Here is a 19,411-nt window from a genome sequence, read left to right on the forward strand (position 1 = left end):
CTTTGTGCTGTACAGATTTGCCGGGTGCGGACGAGAGTGGTGACCGGCATCACTGCAACGTTGCCGACGAAGCCTGACACCGCGCCGACCGAAAACCGGTAGTACGCAAGCACATTCCTATCGACTCCAGCAACGAGGTGCACCGATGAGCGACAACACCCCCACCGTCCTGGCGGACGAACAGACACGACATCTCGAGAAGTCCCTCGGCCGTTTCGACATCGTCTTCCTCATCGTCGCGGCGGTGGTGTCGGTCGAGGTCCTCGGTCAGGTGTCCACGTTCGGCGCGGAGACGTTCACCTGGGCGCTCGTTCTCGCCGTATTCTTCCTCCTGCCGTACGGCCTGATCTTCGCCGAGATCGGCAGCACGTTCACCGGTGAAGGCGGGGCCTACGTGTGGGTGCGGCGAGCGTTCGGCCGTCCGCTCGCCGCGCTCGCGTCGCTGCTGACGTGGGTGACCCAGCCCGTGTGGGTCGGCGGATCGATGGCGTTCATCGCCGCCGAGACGTGGAACCACTACGTCAGCGCCTTCGAGGAAGGCTCGGTGACGGACTACCTCTTCAAACTCGTCTTCATCTGGCTGACGGTGCTCGCCGCCGTGGTGAGTCTCGCACGGGGCAAATGGATTCCGACGATCGGCGCGTTCCTGAAGATCGCCTTCCTGCTGTTCTTCCTCGTCACCACGGGGATCTACGCCGCGAAGAACGGATTCGCCGGCATTTCCGCGGGAGACTTCAGCCCCACCCTCACCGGGCTCCTCGGCGTCACACCGCTGCTGCTGTTCTCCTACCTCGGTTTCGAATCCGGCAACAGCGCCGCCGGCGAAATGAAGAACCCCGCCCGCGACGTCCCGATCTCCATCGCCCGCGCCTGCGGCATCGCCGCCGCGTCGTACCTGCTGCCGATCTTCGCGATCCTCCTCGTGGTGCCCGCGGACGACATCACCGGTGTCGGCGGCCTCCTCGAGGCGGTCGCGACCGTATACAGCGTCTACGGTCCCGCCGCACCCGTCATGCTGACCGTGACCGGAGTGATCTTCGCGGTGATCCTGATGACCCAGGGGGCGGCGTGGATGATCATCAGCGACCGCATGCAGGCGATGGCCGCCGCGGACGGCGCCTTCTTCGGCGGGTTCTTCGGCCGATTCCATCCGCGCCTCGGAACACCGGTGCGCGTCAACTTCCTGTCCGGCGTCGTCGCCACCGCGTTCATGATCGCCGCCATGCAGATCACCGGCTCCGGTGGCTCCGTCTTCGCGGTGGTGCTGACGATCTCGATCTCGACGTTCCTGCTCAGCTACCTGATCGTCATCCCGTCCGCGATCCGGCTGCGCACGCACTTCCCGGACGTCGCGCGGCCGTTCCGGGTTCCCACCGGAAACGCCGGCTTCCGCCTCCTCGGCGGTCTCTGCTTCGCCTGGGTGCTGCTCGGTTCCTGGGTGGCGGTGTTCCCGGGCACGCTGGAATCGCTGTTCGGCCTCGACTACGACTTCGACGACATCTGGGGCGTGAGCCAGTCGACGTTCGAACTGTTCACCCTCGGGACGCTGGCCGTGCTCGCGCTCCTCGGCGCGATCGGGTACATGCGCGGCAAGTCCGTCCGCTCCGCGACCGGTCCGCGTTCCGTGCGCGAAGACGAACCGGACCCCGACCTCGCGAAGGCCGACGTCCGGTAATGGTGCCGCATCCGGCGCGGGTGTCGTTAGTGGCTCCCCGGTCGGAGACCTGCCATCCTGGTGGCCTCAGATCCCGAGGAGAGCGCATGCAACGACGACCCGACGTGACGTTGACCCAGCTCAGATATTTCGTCGAGGCCGCGAACTTCTCCAGCATGACGAAGGCCGCCGACGAACTGATGGTCGCGCAATCGGCGGTGTCCTCGGCGATCTCCCAGCTCGAGCACCAGATCGGCACCCAGCTGTTCATCCGGCAACGGTCCCGCGGGCTGGTTCTCACGGCGGCGGGGGAGGAAATGCTCCGCGACACCCGCAGCGTCCTGGCCCATCTCGGGGAGGTTCTCGATGCGGCGCGCGGCCACGAGGACAACGTCCGCGGAACGGTGCGCCTCGCCTGTTTCGTCACCCTCACCCCGTTCATCCTGCCGACGCTCATCTCGGACCTGCGCGATCAACACCCCGACCTCGAGGTCGAGGTCGTCGAGACCCAGGCGGAGGCGGTGCGGGCGGCACTGCGGAACGGCACCGCGGAACTGGCCCTCACCTACGATCTTGCGTTGGGTGACGACATGGAGACGGAGACGCTGGGCGTCGCCCGACCGCACGTCGTCCTGCCGCCGGACCACCGGCTGGCCGGCCACGACGCGATCGCGCTCGCCGACCTCGAGGGCGAACCGATGGTGCTGCTGGACCTGCCGAGCAGCCGCGACTACTTCCTCGCCATGATGTCGGGCTCGGGGGTCGCCCCGATGGTCCGCTACCGGTCGGCGAGCTACGAAACGGTGCGTGGGCTCGTCGCCCGCGGACACGGCTTCTCGATACTGAACCAGCGGCCCGCCGAGGGCCGGACGTACGACGGCGGGAGGGTCGCGACACTACCGATCGCCGACGACGTTCCCGGACTGCCCGTCGTCCTCGCCCGGCTCAAGGGCGTCCGGAGCACCGCCCGGGCCCGAGCCGTCGCCGAGCGGGCACGGGCCGTGTTCGCGAATCAAGCACGAACGGCTGGCTAGGACCGGGCTGTCAACTGTGGACGTAATGGCCAATACTTCCTAATCCTTCCTAATCACTGTCGGTTCATGCGCATTTTCGAGGCGGCGACCTGAGCATGTCCGTGGTGGGGGTCCGGAGGGCCGCGTCGTCGGCCCCTCGGCGTACACGTTCCTGTCAGCGAGTCTTCGATCGGGAGGATCGCGACGTCAATCTGAGTCGACCTGCATCGGAGAGTGTTCGGGCGGACAGGGCGGAAGCAGTTGTACTGCCGGCTGTCCGACTCGACCGGCCAGGAACCCTCGCTCGCCGATCAGGAAATGACGTTGCGTGAGCGTGCCGGCACCGTGTACCGGGCCTACCAGGATCGTGGTTCCGGTCTGCGGGAGAGACTCGAGCGGGCGTGAATCGGATGCGTGACGACGCAGCCACCCGCCAGTTCGCGGTGGTGCCAGTGGTGTGGCGGGATCGGTTGGCGCAGGTTTCGGGGTGGCGTGGATCGAGTGTGACGTGTCGGTGGTCGGCGTTAGGGTCGAGATCATCGGTGAGGATGGGGACACAGTCTCGGGTGGGGGAGCTGATGGATGATGTCATTGCTTTGAGGTGGGCTCGCTGATGGCCGATACCGGATTGCCTGCGCTGCGGCAGTTCGCGTTCACCACCCGCGCCCACGTCGCGGTCGACGACATCACCGGCGAACCGATCGGACGGGGCGACGTCGACACCCGGGTGGGGTGGCTGCTCGACCTGATCGCCACGGCCTGCACCGAGCTGATGGCGCGGCTGTGGCAGCCGGTCACCTTCGACGTCCTCGCGGCCGGACGAGACCATCAGGACCGGAGGCTGCCCGCCCAGGGTCACGTCGCCGCGGCCCGCCTCGGCTGGAACCCGCACTACCCGGACGGGGTGTACATGCCGTCGAGGGTGAGCAGGGTGGTGACGGCGCAGGTGATGGCGTCCCGTCGGACGCTGGCTTACCGGGACACCGCGATTACGGCACTCGCCCAGCGGTTCGACCCGGCCACTGGGCGGATAGCCCCACCCACCTGCGCTGCGGACTGGGTGCCAGCGGGTTTCGCGCGAGGCGTGCGGCGGCAACTCGTCGTACACTCTCGCCGCACCGACACCGACGCGGTGTCGGTGGGCCGGGTCCGGATCACGGACATCCAGGGACCACCGCAGACGAGCGCGATGGCCCGGCTCTCGGCCGCGGATCGGCAGCTCGCGCAGATCACCGCGACAGACCGTGAGTTGGTGTTGACGGTGAAGCTGCCGACCTGCCCGACCCCGGCGGGGCGGGCGCAGTGGCGTCGGGTCCGGTTGACCGCCGCCATCCCCGGGCACCTGCACGGCCGGCCGATCAGCGGCTGGCACCTGCCGACCCTGGTCCTTGACAGGAAGGGACTGTTGTGGCGGTGCGCGGCGACCGAACTCGTTCCCGTCTGTGACCTGGGATCGGCGACCGTCGCGGTGGGGGTGGATTGGTCCCCGGCCACGCTCGGTGTCGCCGCCATCACCACCGAAACCCCGGACGGGTTGTCCTCGGACTTTCGGGGTTTCACGTACGACGACCGCGGCCTCGGGACCAGACTCGCACGCCTGCAAGCCGAGGGGCAACTGCTGCACCGCAAGGCGGCCCGGTTGACGCAACTCGCCACCAACGCCGAACCCGAGGTCCGCGCCCAACTCGATGCGAAGATCACCGTCCTCGATGCCCACCGCACCGCGGTGGGCGTCAAACGGGGCAAGATCAACCGGGAACTGGGATTCCACTTCGCCCGCCAGGTCACCGACTACGCCATCTCGGCGGGCGCGCAGGTGATCGCGGTGGAGGACCTCGCCACCCTTGAAACTCGCGGGCACGGTCGGGTCAACAACAATCGGGCCGCGCAATCCGCCCGCCGCCAAGCGGTCACTGCCCTTACTCACACCGCCGCAGAGGTCGGCATCGCGGTGGTGTCGGTGCCGGCCCGCGGCTCGTCCGCGCAGTGTCCGGGCTGCGACGCACCACTCTCGCGCCCCGGCGGCTATCACACCGCGTGGTGTTCAGGTTGCCGCGTCGGCGGCAACCGTGACCATATCGCCGGGGTGAACCTGGCCAAACGCGCCCTGCTCGGTAGAACCAAGGTGACTCGGCGGCGGGGGCAGATGCCCGCCGTCCGGGTCGCCGAGCACGCGCCGGTCCGCAAGTCCCGGGACAAGAACAGTCCCACCCCGAGCAGGCCGCGGCATCGCCGGGTCCGACACAGCCTGCCCACCGTGACACCGCGGGTGGGGGTGACTCCAAACAGATATGTTCCTGCACCACAAGCGTCGGTGTGGGACACGGTCAAACCCGCACCACCTCACGGTGATGCGGGTAGCCGTGCCACACGTCCATCTCCCCCGCCCGCCACGCAAGTGGCAGACAGTATGAGATCTACGTAGACGCTAGAACCCCCAACCCATCTGGGCGTCGCGGTCGGAGCCGAACGCGTGCTCGAACCGGTCCAGGACGTCGGCGTCGGCAGTCCGCAGCCGGTTCGCGGCCGCGAATGTCCGCGCCCGGTGCGCCCCGAGGTACAGGCTTCCGAGCACGTCCAGATCGAGCACCACCTGCGGTGCGGCGTCGGTCCGTGTGCACACGGCCTTGCCGTCGCGGACGGTGAGGGCGAATCTGCCACCGGCGTCCAGGAACCCGTCGTCGACCTGCACCATTACGTCGAGGTTGCCGCGGAACGTGCGGGCCTCGAGCGCGGCGGGCACATCCATGATCCGCACCCACAGCTCGTCGTGACGGGATGTCGTGCGCACGAGTCGGCCGTCGGTGAGCAGATACGGAAGCGGATCCTCGGGGGTGAGATGCGCTTCGATGCGGCGCACCAGGTCGAGGCCGAGCATCGCCCGCCACAGCGCAGCGTGGGCGTCACCGGTAACCGTGCGGATCTCCTCCACCCGGGCGAAGGATCCGTTGTCGCCGGAGGCGCGACGGTACAGGACGTAACCGTCGTCGTGCACGAGCCCGAACAACGCTGTGCCGCCACCCCGTTCGCTCTCGCGGTCGGCGAAGATCCGGTTCCACACGATCTCGGGCCGCACCTGCGCCCCCGGAGTCACCTGCTGCCAGCGGTGGTAGACGTCCGTGAACGCGGGCCGGGCCTCGGCCGGATGGACCATCCGCACACCGCCGGGGTCCGGTGCCCTCGGATGCGGGACGGCGAAGCGGCGGTCGATGCTCACCGTGGACTCGACGGTCGCGGGTCCGTAACCGAACCGTCCGTAGATGCCGCCCTCGCTGGCGGTGAGAATCGACAGCGGCACGCCCGACGCTCGGATCCGTGCGTGGTGTTCGGTGTAGAGGGCGCGGAGGATGCCGCGCCGCCGATGGGTGGGCGCGACCGTGACCGCGGTGACGCCCGCCGCCGCGACGCTGCCGCCGGGAACGGTGACCGTCATGGGAATGTCCATCGTCGCGCCGACGACCTCGTCACCGTCCAGCGCGATCACCGGCGGTTCGCCATTGACGAGCTGCCTCCAGTGGGCGGTGAATTCCTCCGTCTGCGGTGTCACGAAACAGATCTCGTTGAGCACGACGATCTTCGGCCAGTCCTGTTCGGTCGCAGTTCTGATCGTGATTCCGCCGGTGCTCGCCATGGTTCGACCCTGGCACACCCCGTGCGGACTCGCAGCCGAATTTCCGTGCCCGCCCTTGACCCGGTCAGCGTCTTCGGCGAGTCTGAGGACTCGGGCCGACGGGTGAGGGGGACGTCACGATGCCGAGGGACCGCACCTCCTCCGCACCGCGCCGAGTGTTGCGCCTGCGCCGGGAGTCCTGGGGATTCGTCATCGGCTCCTTCCTGTTCGGACTCGCGGCCACGCGGGTGTACGGCGACGCGGCCGGCCCCGAACTCGACAACATCACCTACTTCGTCGGATCGTTGTTCTTCACTACCGCCGGATTCATCCAGTTGTCGCTGAGCGGCAGACCGGTGCCCGGGGCGGAATCGCACCGGGTCGAACGCTACGACTGGTGGTCGGCGCTGATCCAGTTCGTCGGCACCCTGCTGTTCAACATCAGTACCGGTGTCGCGCTCATCCACGGCCTCACCGTCGAACAGGACCGGGTGTGGGGGTGGCGGCCCGACATCTTCGGGTCGACCGCCTTTCTCGTCGCCAGCGCGTTGGCGGTGGTGGCCACCACCGAAACCGACAGGCTGTGGGATCCGCACGCCCGCAACTGGCGCAGCACCTGGCTGAACATGATCGGGTCGGTGGCGTTCGGGGTATCCGCCGTCGCCGCGTTCATAGTGCCGGGCACGGGCGCGCTGGAGAACGCGGGGATCGCCGATCTGGGCACATTCGTGGGCGCGGTCTGCTTCCTCGTCGCCGCCCTGCTGATGCGCCCGCCTCACCCCACGTACTCGCCGAACCAGGTGAGCACACGTTCGTAGGCCTCCGCCGCCGCGGCCGCGTTGTACCGGGGCCCGGTGTCGTTGAAGAACGCGTGATCAGCGCCCGGAACCGTGACGATCTCGTGCGGCAGGCCCGCCTTGGTGAGTGCCGCGTCGGCGGCGTCGCGGGACGCGTTCACCCTCGCGTCCAATTCCGCGTAGATGGCGAGGACTGCGGCCTTCGACCCGGAGAAGTCCGCGCCGTCGGGCAGGGGGCCGTAGAAGGGGACGGCGGCCGCCAGTCGCGGTTCGCCGGACGCGAGCAGTTGCCACACCATGCCGCCGCCGAAACAGAATCCCACTGCCGCGTACTTCTTGTCCGGTACCCGGCGGGCGAGTTCGTCGACGCCCGCCTTCATGTCGGCGACGAAGCGCTCCGGCGGCACGGTGGCCAGCGCGGCGGTGGCCTGAGCCTGGTCGGTGAAGGTGGCCGTCCCGCCCTCCTCCGAGAGCAGGTCCACGGCCAGCGCGGAGTAGCCGGCACCGGCGAATCGGCCTGCCACCGAACGGATGTGATCGGTCAGGCCCTTGTTCTCGTGCACCACCAGGACCGCCCCGCGGGGCTCGGCCGCCTCGGCCCAGGCCCCCTGCAGGACCCGCCCGTCGGGACCGGGGAACGTCACGGCCTCGGTGCCGACCGCGTCGGCCACTCCCGGTGGCGGGGGCGTCGCCCCACCGGGCGTCACCGGGGCCGACGTCGACGACTGCTCGTCGCCGCCGGTGGAGCAGGCGGCCAGCAGCGAAGATGCCGCCGCCACCCCGAGGCCGATGAGGCCGAGTCTTCGCAGCGCCTCACGGCGGGTCAGCAGCCCGTCCGCATGATCGATCGCGATCTCTTCGGCGATATAGCGTTGCAGTGGCGTCATCGTCGTCCCCGTCCGCATCGGCTGTCGTAGGGAATTATCCCTGGTCGAGCCGGGGATCGGCATCGGTTCCCGTTGCATCACTTCTTCTTATGCAGTGCGCCACTTATCTGTGTTGTACAGATTTCACCGTGCGACCCAAGATTGGTTCCACGGCACGAACTCCTCGCTCACCGCACACAGAAAGGAGCCCGTCATGCCGATCGCTGACCGTCACGCCGCCGTCGAAACGACGGCCCGCACATCGGTGGCTGCACCGATGCCGGACAGCTCGACCGCGAACTTCGTCACGGCCATGGGAGCCGTCGCGACCGGGGTCACCGTCGTCGCGACCGACGGTCCCGGCGGCCGCGCGGCGCAGACCGTGAGCGCGATGTGCTCCGTCTCGGCCGATCCCGCGCTGGTGCTGGTCTGCATCCACGGACGGAGCCCCGTCAACGACGCGGTCTCCGAGAACGGCGTTTTCTGCGTCAATGTGCTTGCCACCCAGCATGATCACGTGGCCGACACGTTCGCGGGGCGGCCGTGGCCCGGCAAGCAGCGATGGGACTTCACCTGCGGGCACTGGACCGTCGCCGAATCCGGGTCGCCGCGCGTGCACGACGCGATCGCCTCGTTCGACTGCACCGTCTACGACGTCATCGAGGCCGGCACCCATCGCGTCTACATCGGACGCGTCGCCGCCGTCGAGTCGCACCCCGGCGAACCGCTCGTGTACGCGTCCCACACCTACAGCAAGCCCGCAGCATTTGAACCGTCCATTTTCCCCGACTACCCGGACGCACACCCCGCGCCGAGGACCAGGAGCACGAAATGATCCGCACCGGAGACGAATACAGGGAGTCCATCAGAGACGGCCGTGAGGTCTGGGTCGACGGGGAACGCGTCAAGGACGTCGCCGACCACCCCATGTTCAAGCCGATCGTCGACGTGCGGGCACGTATCTACGACCTCGCGCACGAGGAGGCCACGCAGGGCGCGATGACGTATGTCGATCCCGAATCCGGCGAACGCAACGCCATCGCCAACAAGCTTCCCCGCACGCAGCAGGACTGGCTCGACAAGCGCGCCGCCGTCGACCTGGTGCTCGAGGACACCCGGGGAGTGGTCACCCGCGTCGGCGACGAGACCATCGGGGAGATGTGGTCGCTGTTCGACGGTCAGGACGTGCTCAACGAGGTCGACCCACGCTTCTCGGAGAACATCCGCCGCCACCTCGAGCGCTCGGTTCGCGAGGACCCGTTCCACGTGTCGGCGAACACCGACCCCAAGGGCGACCGGTCCAAGGCGCCCCAGGATCAGGACCCCGACATGCTCCTGCACGTCGTGAAGGAGACCGACAACGGCATCGTCGTCCGCGGAGCCAAGTACGAGACCGCCGCCGCATACTCCAACCAGGCGTTCACCAAACCCACCATCGCGAACTGGGGAAACAGCGAACTGTCCGACTACGCCGTCGGATTCGTGCTCGACATGGGTGCACCGGGGCTGAAGTACATCTCCCGCAACGGGTTCGCGGGCCGCGCGCCGTCCGCGGACTACCCCCTCGCCAACCGCGTCGACGAGGTCGAATCCCTCGTCGTATTCGACAACGTCGAGATCCCCTGGGAAGACGTCCTGTTCTACCGGCACACCCGGGCGGCGACGTTCATCCGCTCCACCCTGCACCGCTACAGCGCGTTCCCGTTCGTCCAGCGCACCCTGCACCTCGCCGATCTGATGATCGGATCCGCGCTGTGGAACGTCAAGCAGAGCGGCCTCGAGAAGCAGCAGGCGGTGCAGGAGAAACTCGCTCAGCTCGCCTGCTACCGGGAGACGATCAACGCCCACCTGACCGCGGCGATTTCGCTCGCCGAGCCCAGCCCGGGCGGCCTGCTCATGCCCAACCAGTCCCTGCTCTACACCGGCCGGGTGATGGCGCTCAGCCAACTGCCCGCGATGATGCACATCGCCCGCGAACTGTGCGGCGGCCAGATCTGCATCACCCCGGACGCCGCCACCTTCGCCGACCCGGACGTCGCGCCGTGGCTGGAGAAGTTCTACTCCATCAACGACAACTGGGTGGCCGACGACCGTCGCAAGCTCCTCGCGTTCGCCCGCGACCTGCTCAACAGCGACTACGCCGGACACCGGCTGACGTTCCAGCTGTTCGCCCAGTCGCCGCCGTTCGCCCAGCTCGCCGCCGTGTACCGCAACTTCGACTTCGACGGGCCGCTGGGCCTGGTCAAGGCCGCGGCGGGACTGTCGGACAACGTCGTCGGAGGTGCGGCATGACCAGCACCCACACCCGCATCCGCCCGTTCAACACCCGCGACACGTATCCCGAACAGAACCTCGACAACGACCTCGCGCAGGCCGTCGTCGCCGGCGGAGTCGTGTACCTCCGCGGGCAGATCGGCCAGGATCTCGACACTCGCGAGTCGGTGGGTATCGGCGACGTCGAGGCCCAGGCCGAGAAGGCGATGGCGAACATCGCGATGCTGCTGAAGGAATCGGGCAGCCGGCTCGAGGACGTCGTCAAGGTCACCATCTACCTGGTGGACGTCCGGTACCGGGAGACCGTCTACCGGGTGGTCGGACGCTGGCTGAAAGGTGTGCACCCCGTGTCCACCGGCCTTGTTGTCGACGCCCTCGCCCGGCCGGAATGGCTCGTCGAGATCGACGCGACGGCCGTGATCGGCTCATGACGTTCTCCCTCGTCGCCCGCGATCCCGGAGGCGCATTCGGGATGGTCGTCTGCTCCTCCAGCCCCGCAGTGGCGTCGCGCTGCCTGCACGTGCGGCCCGGGGTCGGCGTCGTCGCCTCCCAGAACGTCACCAATCCACGATTGGGGCCCATCGGACTCGACGCGCTCGCGTCGGGCGAGAATGCGGAGACCGCGCTGAAAACCGCACTTGCGCAGGAGAAGTTCCCGGAGTACCGGCAGCTCGTCGTCGTGGATGCGGACGGCGGCACCGCGGTGCACTCGGGTGCGCAGACGCTCGGCATCCACAGCAGCGCGCAGGGCAGCGGCGCCGCAGTCTCCGGCAACATGCTCCGCGACGAGGGCGTCATCCGGTCGCTGCTGTTCGGGTACGTGTCCAGCACGGCTTCGACCTTCGAAGGCAGACTGCTCGACGGTCTCACCGCCGCGATCACCGCGGGCGGCGAGGCGGGGCCCGTGCACTCGGCCGGAATGCAGGTGGTCGAGGACGTGCCCTGGCCCGTCACCGACCTGCGCGTCGACTGGCACGACGACCCGGTCGGCGAACTGCGCCGGCTGTGGACGGTGTGGGAACCGCAGAAGCGGGACTACCGGGTGCGGGGCGTCGACCCGACGGCCGCCCCGTCCTACGGCGTGCCGGGCGACCTGTGAGTGCCGGTGCCGACGGGGCGATTCGGGACGGGGCCAGGCGCGCGGAAGACCGGATCCTGGCGCTGTCGCACGACCTCCACGCAAACCCGGAGGTCGCGTGGGAGGAGGAACGGTCGTGCGTCCGCGTCGCCGGGGTGCTCTCGGATGCCGGTTTCACGGTGGAGCAGCAGTACGTCGGGCTGCCCACCGCGTTCCGCGCGCAGGTGGGCTCCGGGCCGCTGCGCCTCGCGGTTTGCGCGGAATACGACGCGCTCCCCGGACTCGGGCATGCGTGCGGGCACAACGTCATCTCCGCCGTCTCGGTGGGGACGGCGCTGGCCCTCGCCCCGCTCGTCGACGACCTCGGCATCACGCTGTCCGTGCTCGGCACCCCGGCCGAGGAAGGCGGGGGCGGCAAGATCGAGATGCTCACCCGCGGAGCGTTCGACGGCGTCCACGCTGCCGTCATGGCCCACCCGGGCCCGGTCGACGTGGCCCGGGCCGAACCGTACGCCGTCTCCCACAGCCACATCCGGTACGAGGGCAAGGCTGCGCACGCCGCGGCCTACCCGGAACGGGGCATCAACGCGGCCGACGCGTTCACCGTCGCGCAGGTCGCCATCGGGCTTCTCCGGCAACAGCTTCCGTCGAGCACCCGCGTCCACGGCATGATGACTCGTGGGGGAGAAGCGCCCAACGCCATACCCCAGCGCACCGAAGGTCGCTGGTACGTGCGCGCGGAGACCCTGGAGGAGCTGGCCCGCATCGAACCGCGGGTCGCCCGCTGCTTCGAGGCCGGCGCCGTCGCCACCGGCTGCGAACTGACCATCGCCCCGGAAAGCGAACCGTACTCGGAGTTCCGCACCGACGAAGCGCTGCTCGCGTCGTACGTCCGGAACGCGGAGGGACTCGGCCGGGTGTTCCGCACCGGCGCGGACTCGCTGATGAACCGGGCCTCCACCGACATGGGCAACGTCTCACAGGTGCTCCCCGCGATCCACCCGTACATCGGCATCGACTCCGCGCCCGCCGTCAACCATCAGGCCGAGTTCGCCGCGGCAAGCGCCGCACCCGCCGCAGACCGGGCCGCCGTCGACGGCGCGCTGGCCCTCGCCCTGACCCTGCTCGACGCGGCGACCGAACCCGGTCTCCGCACCCACCTGCTCCACTGATCACCCTGAAGGAAGCCCGATGTCCCGCATCGCCCAGCCAGGCCGCACACGCGTCGAACACGACCTGCTGGGGGAGCGGGACGTCCCGCTGCACGCCCACTACGGGATCCACACCCTCCGCGCGCTCGAGAACTTCACCATCACCGGGACGCCGATCGGCCGCTACCCGGAGTTGGTGGCGGCGCTGGCATGTGTCAAGCAGTCGGCGGCGGTCGCGAATCGGCGACTCGGGTTGCTCGACGCCCGCCGCGCCGACGCCGTCGTCGCCGCCTGTGAGCAGATCCGCGGCGGCGCGCTGCACGACCAGTTCGTCGTCGACGTGATCCAGGGCGGGGCCGGGACGTCGACCAACATGAACGCCAACGAGGTGATCGCCAACCGCGGCCTCGAACTGCTCGGGCACCGGCCCGGCGACTACATGTTTCTGCACCCGCTCGAGCACGTGAACCTGAGCCAGAGCACCAACGACGTGTACCCCACCGCCCTGAAGGTGGCGCTGCAGTTCGCGATTCGACGACTCCGCGCGGCAATGGCAGCGCTCGCGGAAGCCTTTTCCGCGAAGGCGGCGGAGTTCAGCGATCACCTGAAGATGGGCCGCACCCAGTTGCAGGACGCCGTCCCCATGACGCTCGGCCAGGAATTCGGGGCGTTCGCGGTGATGGTCCGGGAAGACGCCGAACGTCTCGAGGAAGCCGCGCTGCTCGTCGCCGAGATCAACCTGGGCGGCACCGCCATCGGCACCGGACTCAACGCCCACCCCGACTACGCCGCGCTCGCGTGCGAGGAACTGCGCGCCGTCACCGGTCTACCGCTCGCCACCGCGACCGACCTCGTCGAGGCCACCCAGGACGTCGGCTCGTTCGTGCAGCTGTCGGGGGTGCTCAAACGCACCGCGGTGAAGTTGTCGAAGATGTGCAACGACCTGCGGCTGCTGTCGTCGGGACCGCGGGTCGGGCTGGGCGAGATCAATCTGCCTGCGGTGCAGGCCGGGTCGTCCATCATGCCCGGCAAGGTGAATCCGGTGATCCCGGAGGTCGTCAACCAGGTGGCATTCGAGGTTATCGGCAACGACGTCACCATCACCCTCGCCGCGGAGGGCGGCCAGCTGCAGCTGAACGCGTTCGAACCGATCATCGCGCACAGCCTGTTCGCATCGCTCAGCCACCTCGCCGCGGCCTGCGAGGCGCTGACCTCGCGCTGCGTCGTCGGGATCACCGCCAACGTCGACCACATGCGGGCCGGAGTGGAACGGTCGATCGGCCTCGTCACGGCCCTCAGCCCGCACCTCGGCTACGAGACCGCGACCCGGTTGGCGGCGGAAGCCCTCGACACGGACCGCAACGTCACCGATCTGGTCCTCGAGCACGGCCTCCTCAGCTGCGACCAGCTCGACGCCATACTCCGGCGGCTCCGCCGCCCGTGAGTACTTGATGGCCTCGGGCGGTCAAGAAGTACTCACGTCGCCGGAGGCGCAAAAAACTCGAGCGCGATGTTGTCGGGGTCGCGGAACGAGATGCCGGATCCGTAGTGCGCATTCTTGATTCCCCCGTGCTCGATGCCGAGTGCGTCGAGCCGCTCCGCCCACCCGGGCAGTGCGTCGGGGGAACACTGGAATGCGATGTGGTCGAGTCCGACCTGCCGTTCGTCGAACCTCGCGGGGGCGCCGCTGTCGGGATGGGTGTGCAGGCCGAAGAGCATGCCCCCGTCGAGCGCGAACACCGTGTGGTGGAACGTCCCCGATTCTTCGTCCTCGTCGAGCACGGGGGCGGAGCCGAACAGTGCGCTGTACCAGGCGGTGCTGGCCGGAAGGTCGGACACGGTGATCGCGACGTGGGCGAGGCCCGGGAAACTGGACATCTGCGACAACTTTCTCTCCGGCGGAATGGTCTCCGTTTCCGACCCTAGCGAGCCGGCGCAGCCGCGTGGTGGACAATCTGGAAACCCTGCCCGAGCGGGCAGGGCCTCGGGCGACCACACGACGATCGCCCGAGCCTGTAACCGGCTCGGGCGGTGCGAGGTTCGGAGTTTCACAATCGCGTGGGTTCCCGTGTCGTCGAGGTGACCTCCGCTCCGGAGCCGCGCCGCGCGAGGAGGAGGTAAAGGGGTCCGGTCACCACCAGGCCGGCCACCCACGACAGGTCGGCGCCGCCGAGGAACGCGGACACCGGCCCGGTGTCTGTTCAGAACAACTAACCGATGCGTCGCATCACTTCTGCTGATTCAGCAGGTCGAACTAGTCTGGGTCGATGCGCACCGTGGGAGTCGACCTGGCGGCCGAGCCGAAGAAGACGGCACTGGCGGTCCTCGACTGGTCCGGCGGCGTGGCCCGCGTCGAGTCCGTCCGGCTGGGAGCCGGAAACGACGCCATTACCGAAGCCGTCCTGGCCTGCGACAAGGCCGGAATCGACGCACCGTTCGGGTGGCCCGACGCGTTCGTCCGGATGGTGTCCGAGCATCACGCCGGCAGGCTGCCCGCGACCAGCGGTCTCGCGAACCGCGACGGACGCCGACCGCTGACCAAGCGGCGCACCGACCTCGTGGTGCAGGCCGCGACGGGGATCTCCCCGCTCAGTGTGTCGGCGGATCTCATCGCGCACGTCGCGCTGCGCTGCGCCGGACTTCTCGCGGAACTCGGCGACCTCGGCGTCGACGTCGGACGCGTCGACGGCCGGGTGGTGGAGGCGTATCCGGCTGCCGCGCTGCGTATCTGGGGGCTGACGTCGCGCGGATACAAGAGCGCGCAGAATCGGCTGACCCTGGGTGGGCTGGTCGACACGCTCCTGGCGGCCGCGGACTGGCTGGAACTCGGTGCGTTCCGGACGCTCTGCCGAGAATCGGACGATGCCCTCGACGCGGTGCTGGCCGCGGTCATCGCGCGGGCCGCGGCCGTCGGATGCACCGCGCTGCCCGACGGGGACGACCGCGCCGTCGCCGAGCGGGAAGGGTGGATCCACCTGCCGACGGGAAGCCTGCAGTCGTTGCGGCCCTAGCGACGGCGACCGCGCTGGTAGACCGACCGCGGCGACGCCATCGAAGGAAACCTGGCAAATTGGACACCACGCGCACCGTGCGTGGAACACGACGAAGGAGTCCAATGGCTTTCTGGGATCAGCTGAAGGCAAAGGCGTTCGAGATGAACGGCCAGCTCAAGACGAAGACGGCACAGTTCCAGAACAAGGAGTTCGCCAACGCCAGCATGGCCATGTGCGCCCTCATCGCCGCGGCGGACGGGACCATCGACCCGTCCGAGCGGCAGAAGACGTCGGCGCTGATCACCAGCAACGAGGCGCTGAGCGTGTTCCCGTCGGACGAGCTGAGTCAGAAGTTCGACTGGTACTGCAGCAAGCTGCAGTCCGATTTCGAATTCGGCAAGATCGAGGCCACGGCCACCATCGCGAAGCTGAAGACCAAGCAGGATCAGGCCCGGGCCGTCATCCAGATCGGCATCGTCATCGGTGGCGCCGACGGCAACTTCGATCAGCACGAGCGAAATGTGGTGCGCGACGCCTGTTTCGCCGTCGGCATCGCACCGGCGGAATTCGAACTCTGAGATGACCGGTGACGCGCCCGGCGCAGGGCGCGTCACCGGCGCTCAGTAGGCGGTGATGATCGGCGCCGGATTCCACAGTCCCGAACGCTGCGTCCGGGTGGTGTCGATCTCCGCCGCCGTCGCGCCGGCGTCGAGGGGGGAATACTGCTCCACTCCGCCCCAGTCGCGGTCCCAGTCGTCCTTCAGATACGACGGAATGGTGCGGCTCGCCCGGGTCATCTCGATCCAGCCGAGCGGCCCGCCGCCGTACCGGTCCTGCCACAGGCTGGTCATGATCGCGCCGGGGCGGTCCGGGAGGATCCGGTACTCGGGAACCTCCGCGACGCCCACACGGTGATCGAACGGTCGCTGGCACGGAAACGCAAGGCCGACAGCCCAGTCGATCATCACGGGCGCGTCCGATCCGATCACGTCGTTCAATGTCTGCGTCCGCGGAACGCGCGGCGGTGTCACCGCCAGCCACTGCTGCGGATCGCTGTCCGAGTCCGAGGCCACCAGTCGGATGACATTCGTATCGTGCGGCAGGGAATCGAGCGGGACGCGCAGATTGCGCCACGACGGCGCCGGGCCGATGTCGATGGGCGTCACACGCCCGGTCGCCGCGACCGTGCCGTCCGGTTGGGCGGTGCCGTACTCCACCTCGAGATTCTGGCCGTAGGTGACGACGCCGTCCGCGTCGACGGAGCGGATGCGACCCGCGGCGGCGATGGAGATGATGTCCCCCGCCCCGGTGTCCGAGTCGGCGTCCGGCAGCCGGTACCAGTCGGTGGTCAGTGCCGCGTCGCCCGCACTGCCGTCGCTACCGAGGACCGGCGTGCGCGACGGGTCGAGTCCGAACGGCAGGGCCACGGCGCTGCCGTTCACGCCCACCGCGCCGGCGCCGCCGCCGGTGCCCGCGGCGTTGCTGGACGCCGTCTGCGCGGTGTTGTCGGTCTTGACGGAGTTGGCGACACCGGCGTCCGACGATTCCTCGTCGGCGCTGAGGTCACCTGCGACACCGTTCGGGGTGAAGCCGACGGTGCCGGAGCCCGCGAGCGTGGTCGCCGCGTCACCGGACAGCGGTTGCAGGAGCGACGCGTTGGGATCCGTTTCGAGCAGGACGTCGTTGGCGAGACCGCACGGCGCGCCGGTGACGGCGTCGACGTTGGAGCGGGCCAGGGAGAACGCGGGGTACTGCGCGACCGCGCCCTTCGCCATCGACAGCACCTCGAACAGGACCATCGCGGCGGCCGCCACGGTCAGCGGCGGGATCGCCCACAGCCGCCCCGGCGGCGCGGAGTCGGTCCGTCGATAGGGCTCGCGGAAATAGCACCACGCCGCGACCAGCAGCATCAGCAGGGTGGCGCCGAGCAGGATCGTGCCCGCGCCCAGACCGGCGATCGACACCGGTTTGTCCCACCACGGAACGCTGTAACTGGACACGTACCACCACCCGTTGGTGCTGGTGAAACACATCGCCAGCAGGAACAGGACGGCGGCCGCGAACAGGGCGCGGTTGCGCGGCGAGCGCACCACACCGGTGCTCACCGCCACGGATGCCAGCACCGCCAGCGACCCCGCGAGGCCCGCGTAGATGCCGAAGTGGTGCGTCCACTTGGTGGGCGTGAACATCATCAGCGCCATCGCGGCCAGCGTGATGCCGAGAAGCCGCCGCGACGGTCCCACCGCGGTCCCGGGAATCCGGCCGCCCTTGCGCAGCATCACGAGAACGGTCACCGCCAGCGACAGCACCATGACGAACACGCCGAACCGCCGCGACAGCGAACCGTCCACCGAGATGTTCAGCAGGTACTGGTAGCGGAGGTATTCGTCGAACCACGGCACGTTCGGTCCGATGGCATGCACGTGCTGCATCTCCAGGACCGCGGCGAGCGTCTGGTCCGCGAACACCGCCACCAGGATCACGGTCCCCGACGCGACGAGCGGCGCCAGCAGCGCGACGTATCCCACCGTCTTGGCCCGCGCGATCACGATCTGCAGGATCGGCCGCGCACCCGCGACCAGGGCGCCGAAGCAGATCAATCCGGACGGACCCGCGGTCAGCGTGGCCGCACCGACGAGGATTGCCACGGCAGCGGGCAGCAGTCGCCGGGTCGCGACGGCGCGTTCCACCGAACACCACGTGAGCAAAACGCCCACCGCGACGATCGGTTCGGGCCGCAGACCGTTGTTGTACGGAAGCCAGAACGCGAGGAACACCAGGCCACCCGTCCACAGCGCGAGCCGGTTTCCGCGGACGGCGGCGCCGAGTCGCGGCGCCACCTCACGACTGATCACCAGCCACGCGACGATACCGGCGAGCAGCGCGGGCAGTCGCACGAATGGGCTGCCTGGTGTGATGTTCGCCAGCACGGCGAGGACGTCGTAGTAGGGAGACCCGAACGGCGCCTCCGGGACGCCGTACCAGCGGAAGTAGTTGGCCATGTACCCGGCGGCCTCGGACGTGCGGGCCATGTTGAACTGATAGCCGTCGTCGGAGGTGGAGGCGCCGATGAAGTGCCACAGCACCAGCGTGCCGAGGACGACGGCGTCGACGGCCCCGAACGACCACCAGCGGGTAGGCAGGAAACGTCGCGCCCGGCGACCGTCCACGTTGTCGAGGCGGTGCAGCGCCACGAGCGCGAGAATCGTCGCGAGTGCGCCGACGACCATGGCCACGAGTTTGATCGTCGACGGCGTGGACGAGAACCGGCTGTCGATCTGCGCGGTCACCTGCAGTCCGTCGGGCGCCGGTCCGTCGAGGTCGCTGAAGATGCCCACCATCTGGGGGCGGAGGTCGCCGGCGACGACGGTCGGTGCGTCCCGGCCCGCCCCGACGAATCCGGCGGCAGTGCGCGTGGAGTCCGACGACACCGCGAGCGTACAGTCGGCGGGTAGCTGGCTCAGCGGCGACGACAGGATCGCCTGGTTCCGCAGCAGCACCTCGACGCCGGCGGGTCCGTTCGGGGTCGCGGGATTCACCTTGGCGACCAGTCCGTACTTGCCGGCGTCGGCGGCCCCGGCGGGCGCGGTGGAGGTCAGGATCCCGCCGCGGTCGGCGAGCTCACCGACCGCCGAGCAGGGGATCCGGATGTCGAGGCTGAGCGGCGCGTAGGAGACGAGCGGTGCCTCGACGCTTCCGGTGCTGCCGTTCTGCGGCCAGCTGAGGGTCGCGCTGTCCTGCTCGACCGGAAGGAACGGGAGCGACAACGTGAGCAGCACTCCGAGGACGGAGGCGATGACGGCGAGAAGGCGGGCGGAGCGGACCGACTTGCGACGGAGCGACGACTGGGGCGGGGTCCCGATCGGCGACTCGTCCGAGTCGTCTCTGGACACATTCGCCGATTCCAGCCTGCTGTCAGTCACGACGTCGGATAGTACCCATCCGCGCTGATGGTTAGCGAAGGCAAGGAACAGG

18 protein-coding genes are annotated in these 19,411 nt (G+C 68.9%); 13 read left to right on the top strand and 5 right to left on the bottom strand.

From position 1 onward, the window contains the following. Window positions 1-145: 145 nt before the first annotated feature. The 4 genes from H0B43_RS27910 to H0B43_RS27925 all read left to right on the top strand — a co-directional run bounded on the left by H0B43_RS27910 (window position 146) and on the right by H0B43_RS27925 (window position 5,092). Window positions 146-1,675 (top strand): APC family permease, encoded by a 1,530-nt coding sequence (locus tag H0B43_RS27910; protein ID WP_185724963.1) that lies wholly within the window; start codon window positions 146-148, stop codon window positions 1,673-1,675. 86 nt (window positions 1,676-1,761) lie between these two features. Further along, window positions 1,762-2,688, top strand: a complete 927-nt coding sequence (locus H0B43_RS27915) for a LysR family transcriptional regulator (protein ID WP_185724962.1) — start codon at window positions 1,762-1,764, stop codon at window positions 2,686-2,688. 213 nt (window positions 2,689-2,901) lie between these two features. Further along, window positions 2,902-3,072 (top strand): hypothetical protein, encoded by a 171-nt coding sequence (locus H0B43_RS41850; protein ID WP_252189690.1) that lies wholly within the window; start codon window positions 2,902-2,904, stop codon window positions 3,070-3,072. Window positions 3,073-3,280: 208 nt separating this feature from the next. Next, on the top strand, window positions 3,281-5,092 hold the full coding sequence (locus H0B43_RS27925; RefSeq protein ID WP_185950086.1) for a zinc ribbon domain-containing protein: 1,812 nt from the start codon (window positions 3,281-3,283) through the stop codon (window positions 5,090-5,092). A 3-nt stretch (window positions 5,093-5,095) separates the two neighbouring features. Here the strand turns inward: H0B43_RS27925 and H0B43_RS27930 are convergent, their stop codons facing one another. Next, window positions 5,096-6,298 carry an enhanced intracellular survival protein Eis gene (locus H0B43_RS27930; protein ID WP_185724961.1) on the bottom strand — a complete coding sequence of 401 codons (1,203 nt, stop codon included), beginning with the start codon at window positions 6,296-6,298 and terminating at the stop codon, window positions 5,096-5,098. A 119-nt stretch (window positions 6,299-6,417) separates the two neighbouring features. Here H0B43_RS27930 and H0B43_RS27935 point away from each other — a divergent pair, with 119 nt between their 5' ends. After that, window positions 6,418-7,095, top strand: coding sequence for a YrhK family protein (locus H0B43_RS27935; protein WP_185724960.1), 678 nt, complete (start codon window positions 6,418-6,420; stop codon window positions 7,093-7,095). Here the strand turns inward: H0B43_RS27935 and H0B43_RS27940 are convergent. Continuing rightward, complete coding sequence (locus H0B43_RS27940; protein ID WP_185724959.1) at window positions 7,053-7,961, bottom strand: dienelactone hydrolase family protein; 909 nt, start codon at window positions 7,959-7,961, stop codon at window positions 7,053-7,055. The two genes, H0B43_RS27935 and H0B43_RS27940, sit on opposite strands and share 43 nt — an antisense overlap. Window positions 7,962-8,154: 193 nt before the next feature. On the opposite strand from H0B43_RS27940, the gene H0B43_RS27945 reads away from it, so the two are divergent. Genes H0B43_RS27945 through H0B43_RS27970 form a run of 6 tightly spaced genes read left to right on the top strand, consistent with a single transcriptional unit; the run spans window position 8,155 to window position 13,887 of the window. Beyond that, window positions 8,155-8,775 (top strand): flavin reductase family protein, encoded by a 621-nt coding sequence (locus tag H0B43_RS27945; protein ID WP_185724958.1) that lies wholly within the window; start codon window positions 8,155-8,157, stop codon window positions 8,773-8,775. Beyond that, window positions 8,772-10,232 carry a 4-hydroxyphenylacetate 3-hydroxylase family protein gene (locus H0B43_RS27950; protein ID WP_185724957.1) on the top strand — a complete coding sequence of 487 codons (1,461 nt, stop codon included), beginning with the start codon at window positions 8,772-8,774 and terminating at the stop codon, window positions 10,230-10,232. Before H0B43_RS27945 ends, H0B43_RS27950 begins: the two co-directional genes overlap by 4 nt. Beyond that, window positions 10,229-10,645, top strand: a complete 417-nt coding sequence (locus H0B43_RS27955; protein WP_185724956.1) for a RidA family protein — start codon at window positions 10,229-10,231, stop codon at window positions 10,643-10,645. Before H0B43_RS27950 ends, H0B43_RS27955 begins: the two co-directional genes overlap by 4 nt. Beyond that, window positions 10,642-11,313 carry a DUF1028 domain-containing protein gene (locus tag H0B43_RS27960; protein ID WP_185724955.1) on the top strand — a complete coding sequence of 224 codons (672 nt, stop codon included), beginning with the start codon at window positions 10,642-10,644 and terminating at the stop codon, window positions 11,311-11,313. Before H0B43_RS27955 ends, H0B43_RS27960 begins: the two co-directional genes overlap by 4 nt. Further along, window positions 11,310-12,464, top strand: a complete 1,155-nt coding sequence (locus H0B43_RS27965) for a M20 family metallopeptidase (protein ID WP_185724954.1) — start codon at window positions 11,310-11,312, stop codon at window positions 12,462-12,464. The genes H0B43_RS27960 and H0B43_RS27965 overlap by 4 nt, the downstream gene beginning before the upstream one ends. 19 nt (window positions 12,465-12,483) lie before the next feature. Further along, on the top strand, window positions 12,484-13,887 hold the full coding sequence (locus H0B43_RS27970; protein WP_185724953.1) for an aspartate ammonia-lyase: 1,404 nt from the start codon (window positions 12,484-12,486) through the stop codon (window positions 13,885-13,887). A gap of 32 nt (window positions 13,888-13,919) precedes the next feature. On the opposite strand, the gene H0B43_RS27975 is transcribed toward H0B43_RS27970, so the two are convergent. Both H0B43_RS27975 and H0B43_RS27980 read right to left on the bottom strand, forming a co-directional pair. After that, window positions 13,920-14,321, bottom strand: a complete 402-nt coding sequence (locus tag H0B43_RS27975) for a VOC family protein (protein ID WP_185724952.1) — start codon at window positions 14,319-14,321, stop codon at window positions 13,920-13,922. 170 nt (window positions 14,322-14,491) lie between these two features. Then, window positions 14,492-14,629 (bottom strand): hypothetical protein, encoded by a 138-nt coding sequence (locus H0B43_RS27980; protein ID WP_252189689.1) that lies wholly within the window; start codon window positions 14,627-14,629, stop codon window positions 14,492-14,494. 81 nt (window positions 14,630-14,710) lie between these two features. On the opposite strand from H0B43_RS27980, the gene H0B43_RS27985 reads away from it, so the two are divergent. Together H0B43_RS27985 and H0B43_RS27990 are read left to right on the top strand one after the other, a co-directional pair. Next, complete coding sequence (locus tag H0B43_RS27985) at window positions 14,711-15,454, top strand: DUF429 domain-containing protein (protein ID WP_185724951.1); 744 nt, start codon at window positions 14,711-14,713, stop codon at window positions 15,452-15,454. 104 nt (window positions 15,455-15,558) lie between these two features. Further along, window positions 15,559-16,014: a tellurite resistance TerB family protein gene (locus H0B43_RS27990; RefSeq protein WP_185724950.1), complete on the top strand. Its 456-nt coding sequence runs from the start codon at window positions 15,559-15,561 to the stop codon at window positions 16,012-16,014. A gap of 42 nt (window positions 16,015-16,056) precedes the next feature. Here H0B43_RS27990 and H0B43_RS27995 read toward each other — a convergent pair whose 3' ends face one another. Then, window positions 16,057-19,329 carry an arabinosyltransferase domain-containing protein gene (locus H0B43_RS27995; RefSeq protein WP_185729773.1) on the bottom strand — a complete coding sequence of 1,091 codons (3,273 nt, stop codon included), beginning with the start codon at window positions 19,327-19,329 and terminating at the stop codon, window positions 16,057-16,059. Between the last annotated feature and the right edge of the window lie 82 nt (window positions 19,330-19,411).

It is taken from the genome of Rhodococcus sp. 4CII, assembly GCF_014256275.1.
GTDB lineage: Bacteria > Actinomycetota > Actinomycetes > Mycobacteriales > Mycobacteriaceae > Rhodococcus_F > Rhodococcus_F wratislaviensis_A.

Coding starts and splice junctions, on each gene's coding strand:
- H0B43_RS27945 (WP_185724958.1), top strand. CDS start 8,155: ATGCCGATCGCTGACCGTCACGCCGCCGTCGAAACGACGGCCCGCACA.
- H0B43_RS27930 (WP_185724961.1), bottom strand. CDS start 6,298: ATGGCGAGCACCGGCGGAATCACGATCAGAACTGCGACCGAACAGGAC.
- H0B43_RS27915 (WP_185724962.1), top strand. CDS start 1,762: ATGCAACGACGACCCGACGTGACGTTGACCCAGCTCAGATATTTCGTC.
- H0B43_RS27955 (WP_185724956.1), top strand. CDS start 10,229: ATGACCAGCACCCACACCCGCATCCGCCCGTTCAACACCCGCGACACG.
- H0B43_RS27960 (WP_185724955.1), top strand. CDS start 10,642: ATGACGTTCTCCCTCGTCGCCCGCGATCCCGGAGGCGCATTCGGGATG.
- H0B43_RS27910 (WP_185724963.1), top strand. CDS start 146: ATGAGCGACAACACCCCCACCGTCCTGGCGGACGAACAGACACGACAT.
- H0B43_RS27940 (WP_185724959.1), bottom strand. CDS start 7,961: ATGACGCCACTGCAACGCTATATCGCCGAAGAGATCGCGATCGATCAT.
- H0B43_RS27970 (WP_185724953.1), top strand. CDS start 12,484: ATGTCCCGCATCGCCCAGCCAGGCCGCACACGCGTCGAACACGACCTG.
- H0B43_RS27975 (WP_185724952.1), bottom strand. CDS start 14,321: ATGTCCAGTTTCCCGGGCCTCGCCCACGTCGCGATCACCGTGTCCGAC.
- H0B43_RS27990 (WP_185724950.1), top strand. CDS start 15,559: ATGGCTTTCTGGGATCAGCTGAAGGCAAAGGCGTTCGAGATGAACGGC.
- H0B43_RS27950 (WP_185724957.1), top strand. CDS start 8,772: ATGATCCGCACCGGAGACGAATACAGGGAGTCCATCAGAGACGGCCGT.
- H0B43_RS27985 (WP_185724951.1), top strand. CDS start 14,711: ATGCGCACCGTGGGAGTCGACCTGGCGGCCGAGCCGAAGAAGACGGCA.
- H0B43_RS27935 (WP_185724960.1), top strand. CDS start 6,418: ATGCCGAGGGACCGCACCTCCTCCGCACCGCGCCGAGTGTTGCGCCTG.
- H0B43_RS27925 (WP_185950086.1), top strand. CDS start 3,281: ATGGCCGATACCGGATTGCCTGCGCTGCGGCAGTTCGCGTTCACCACC.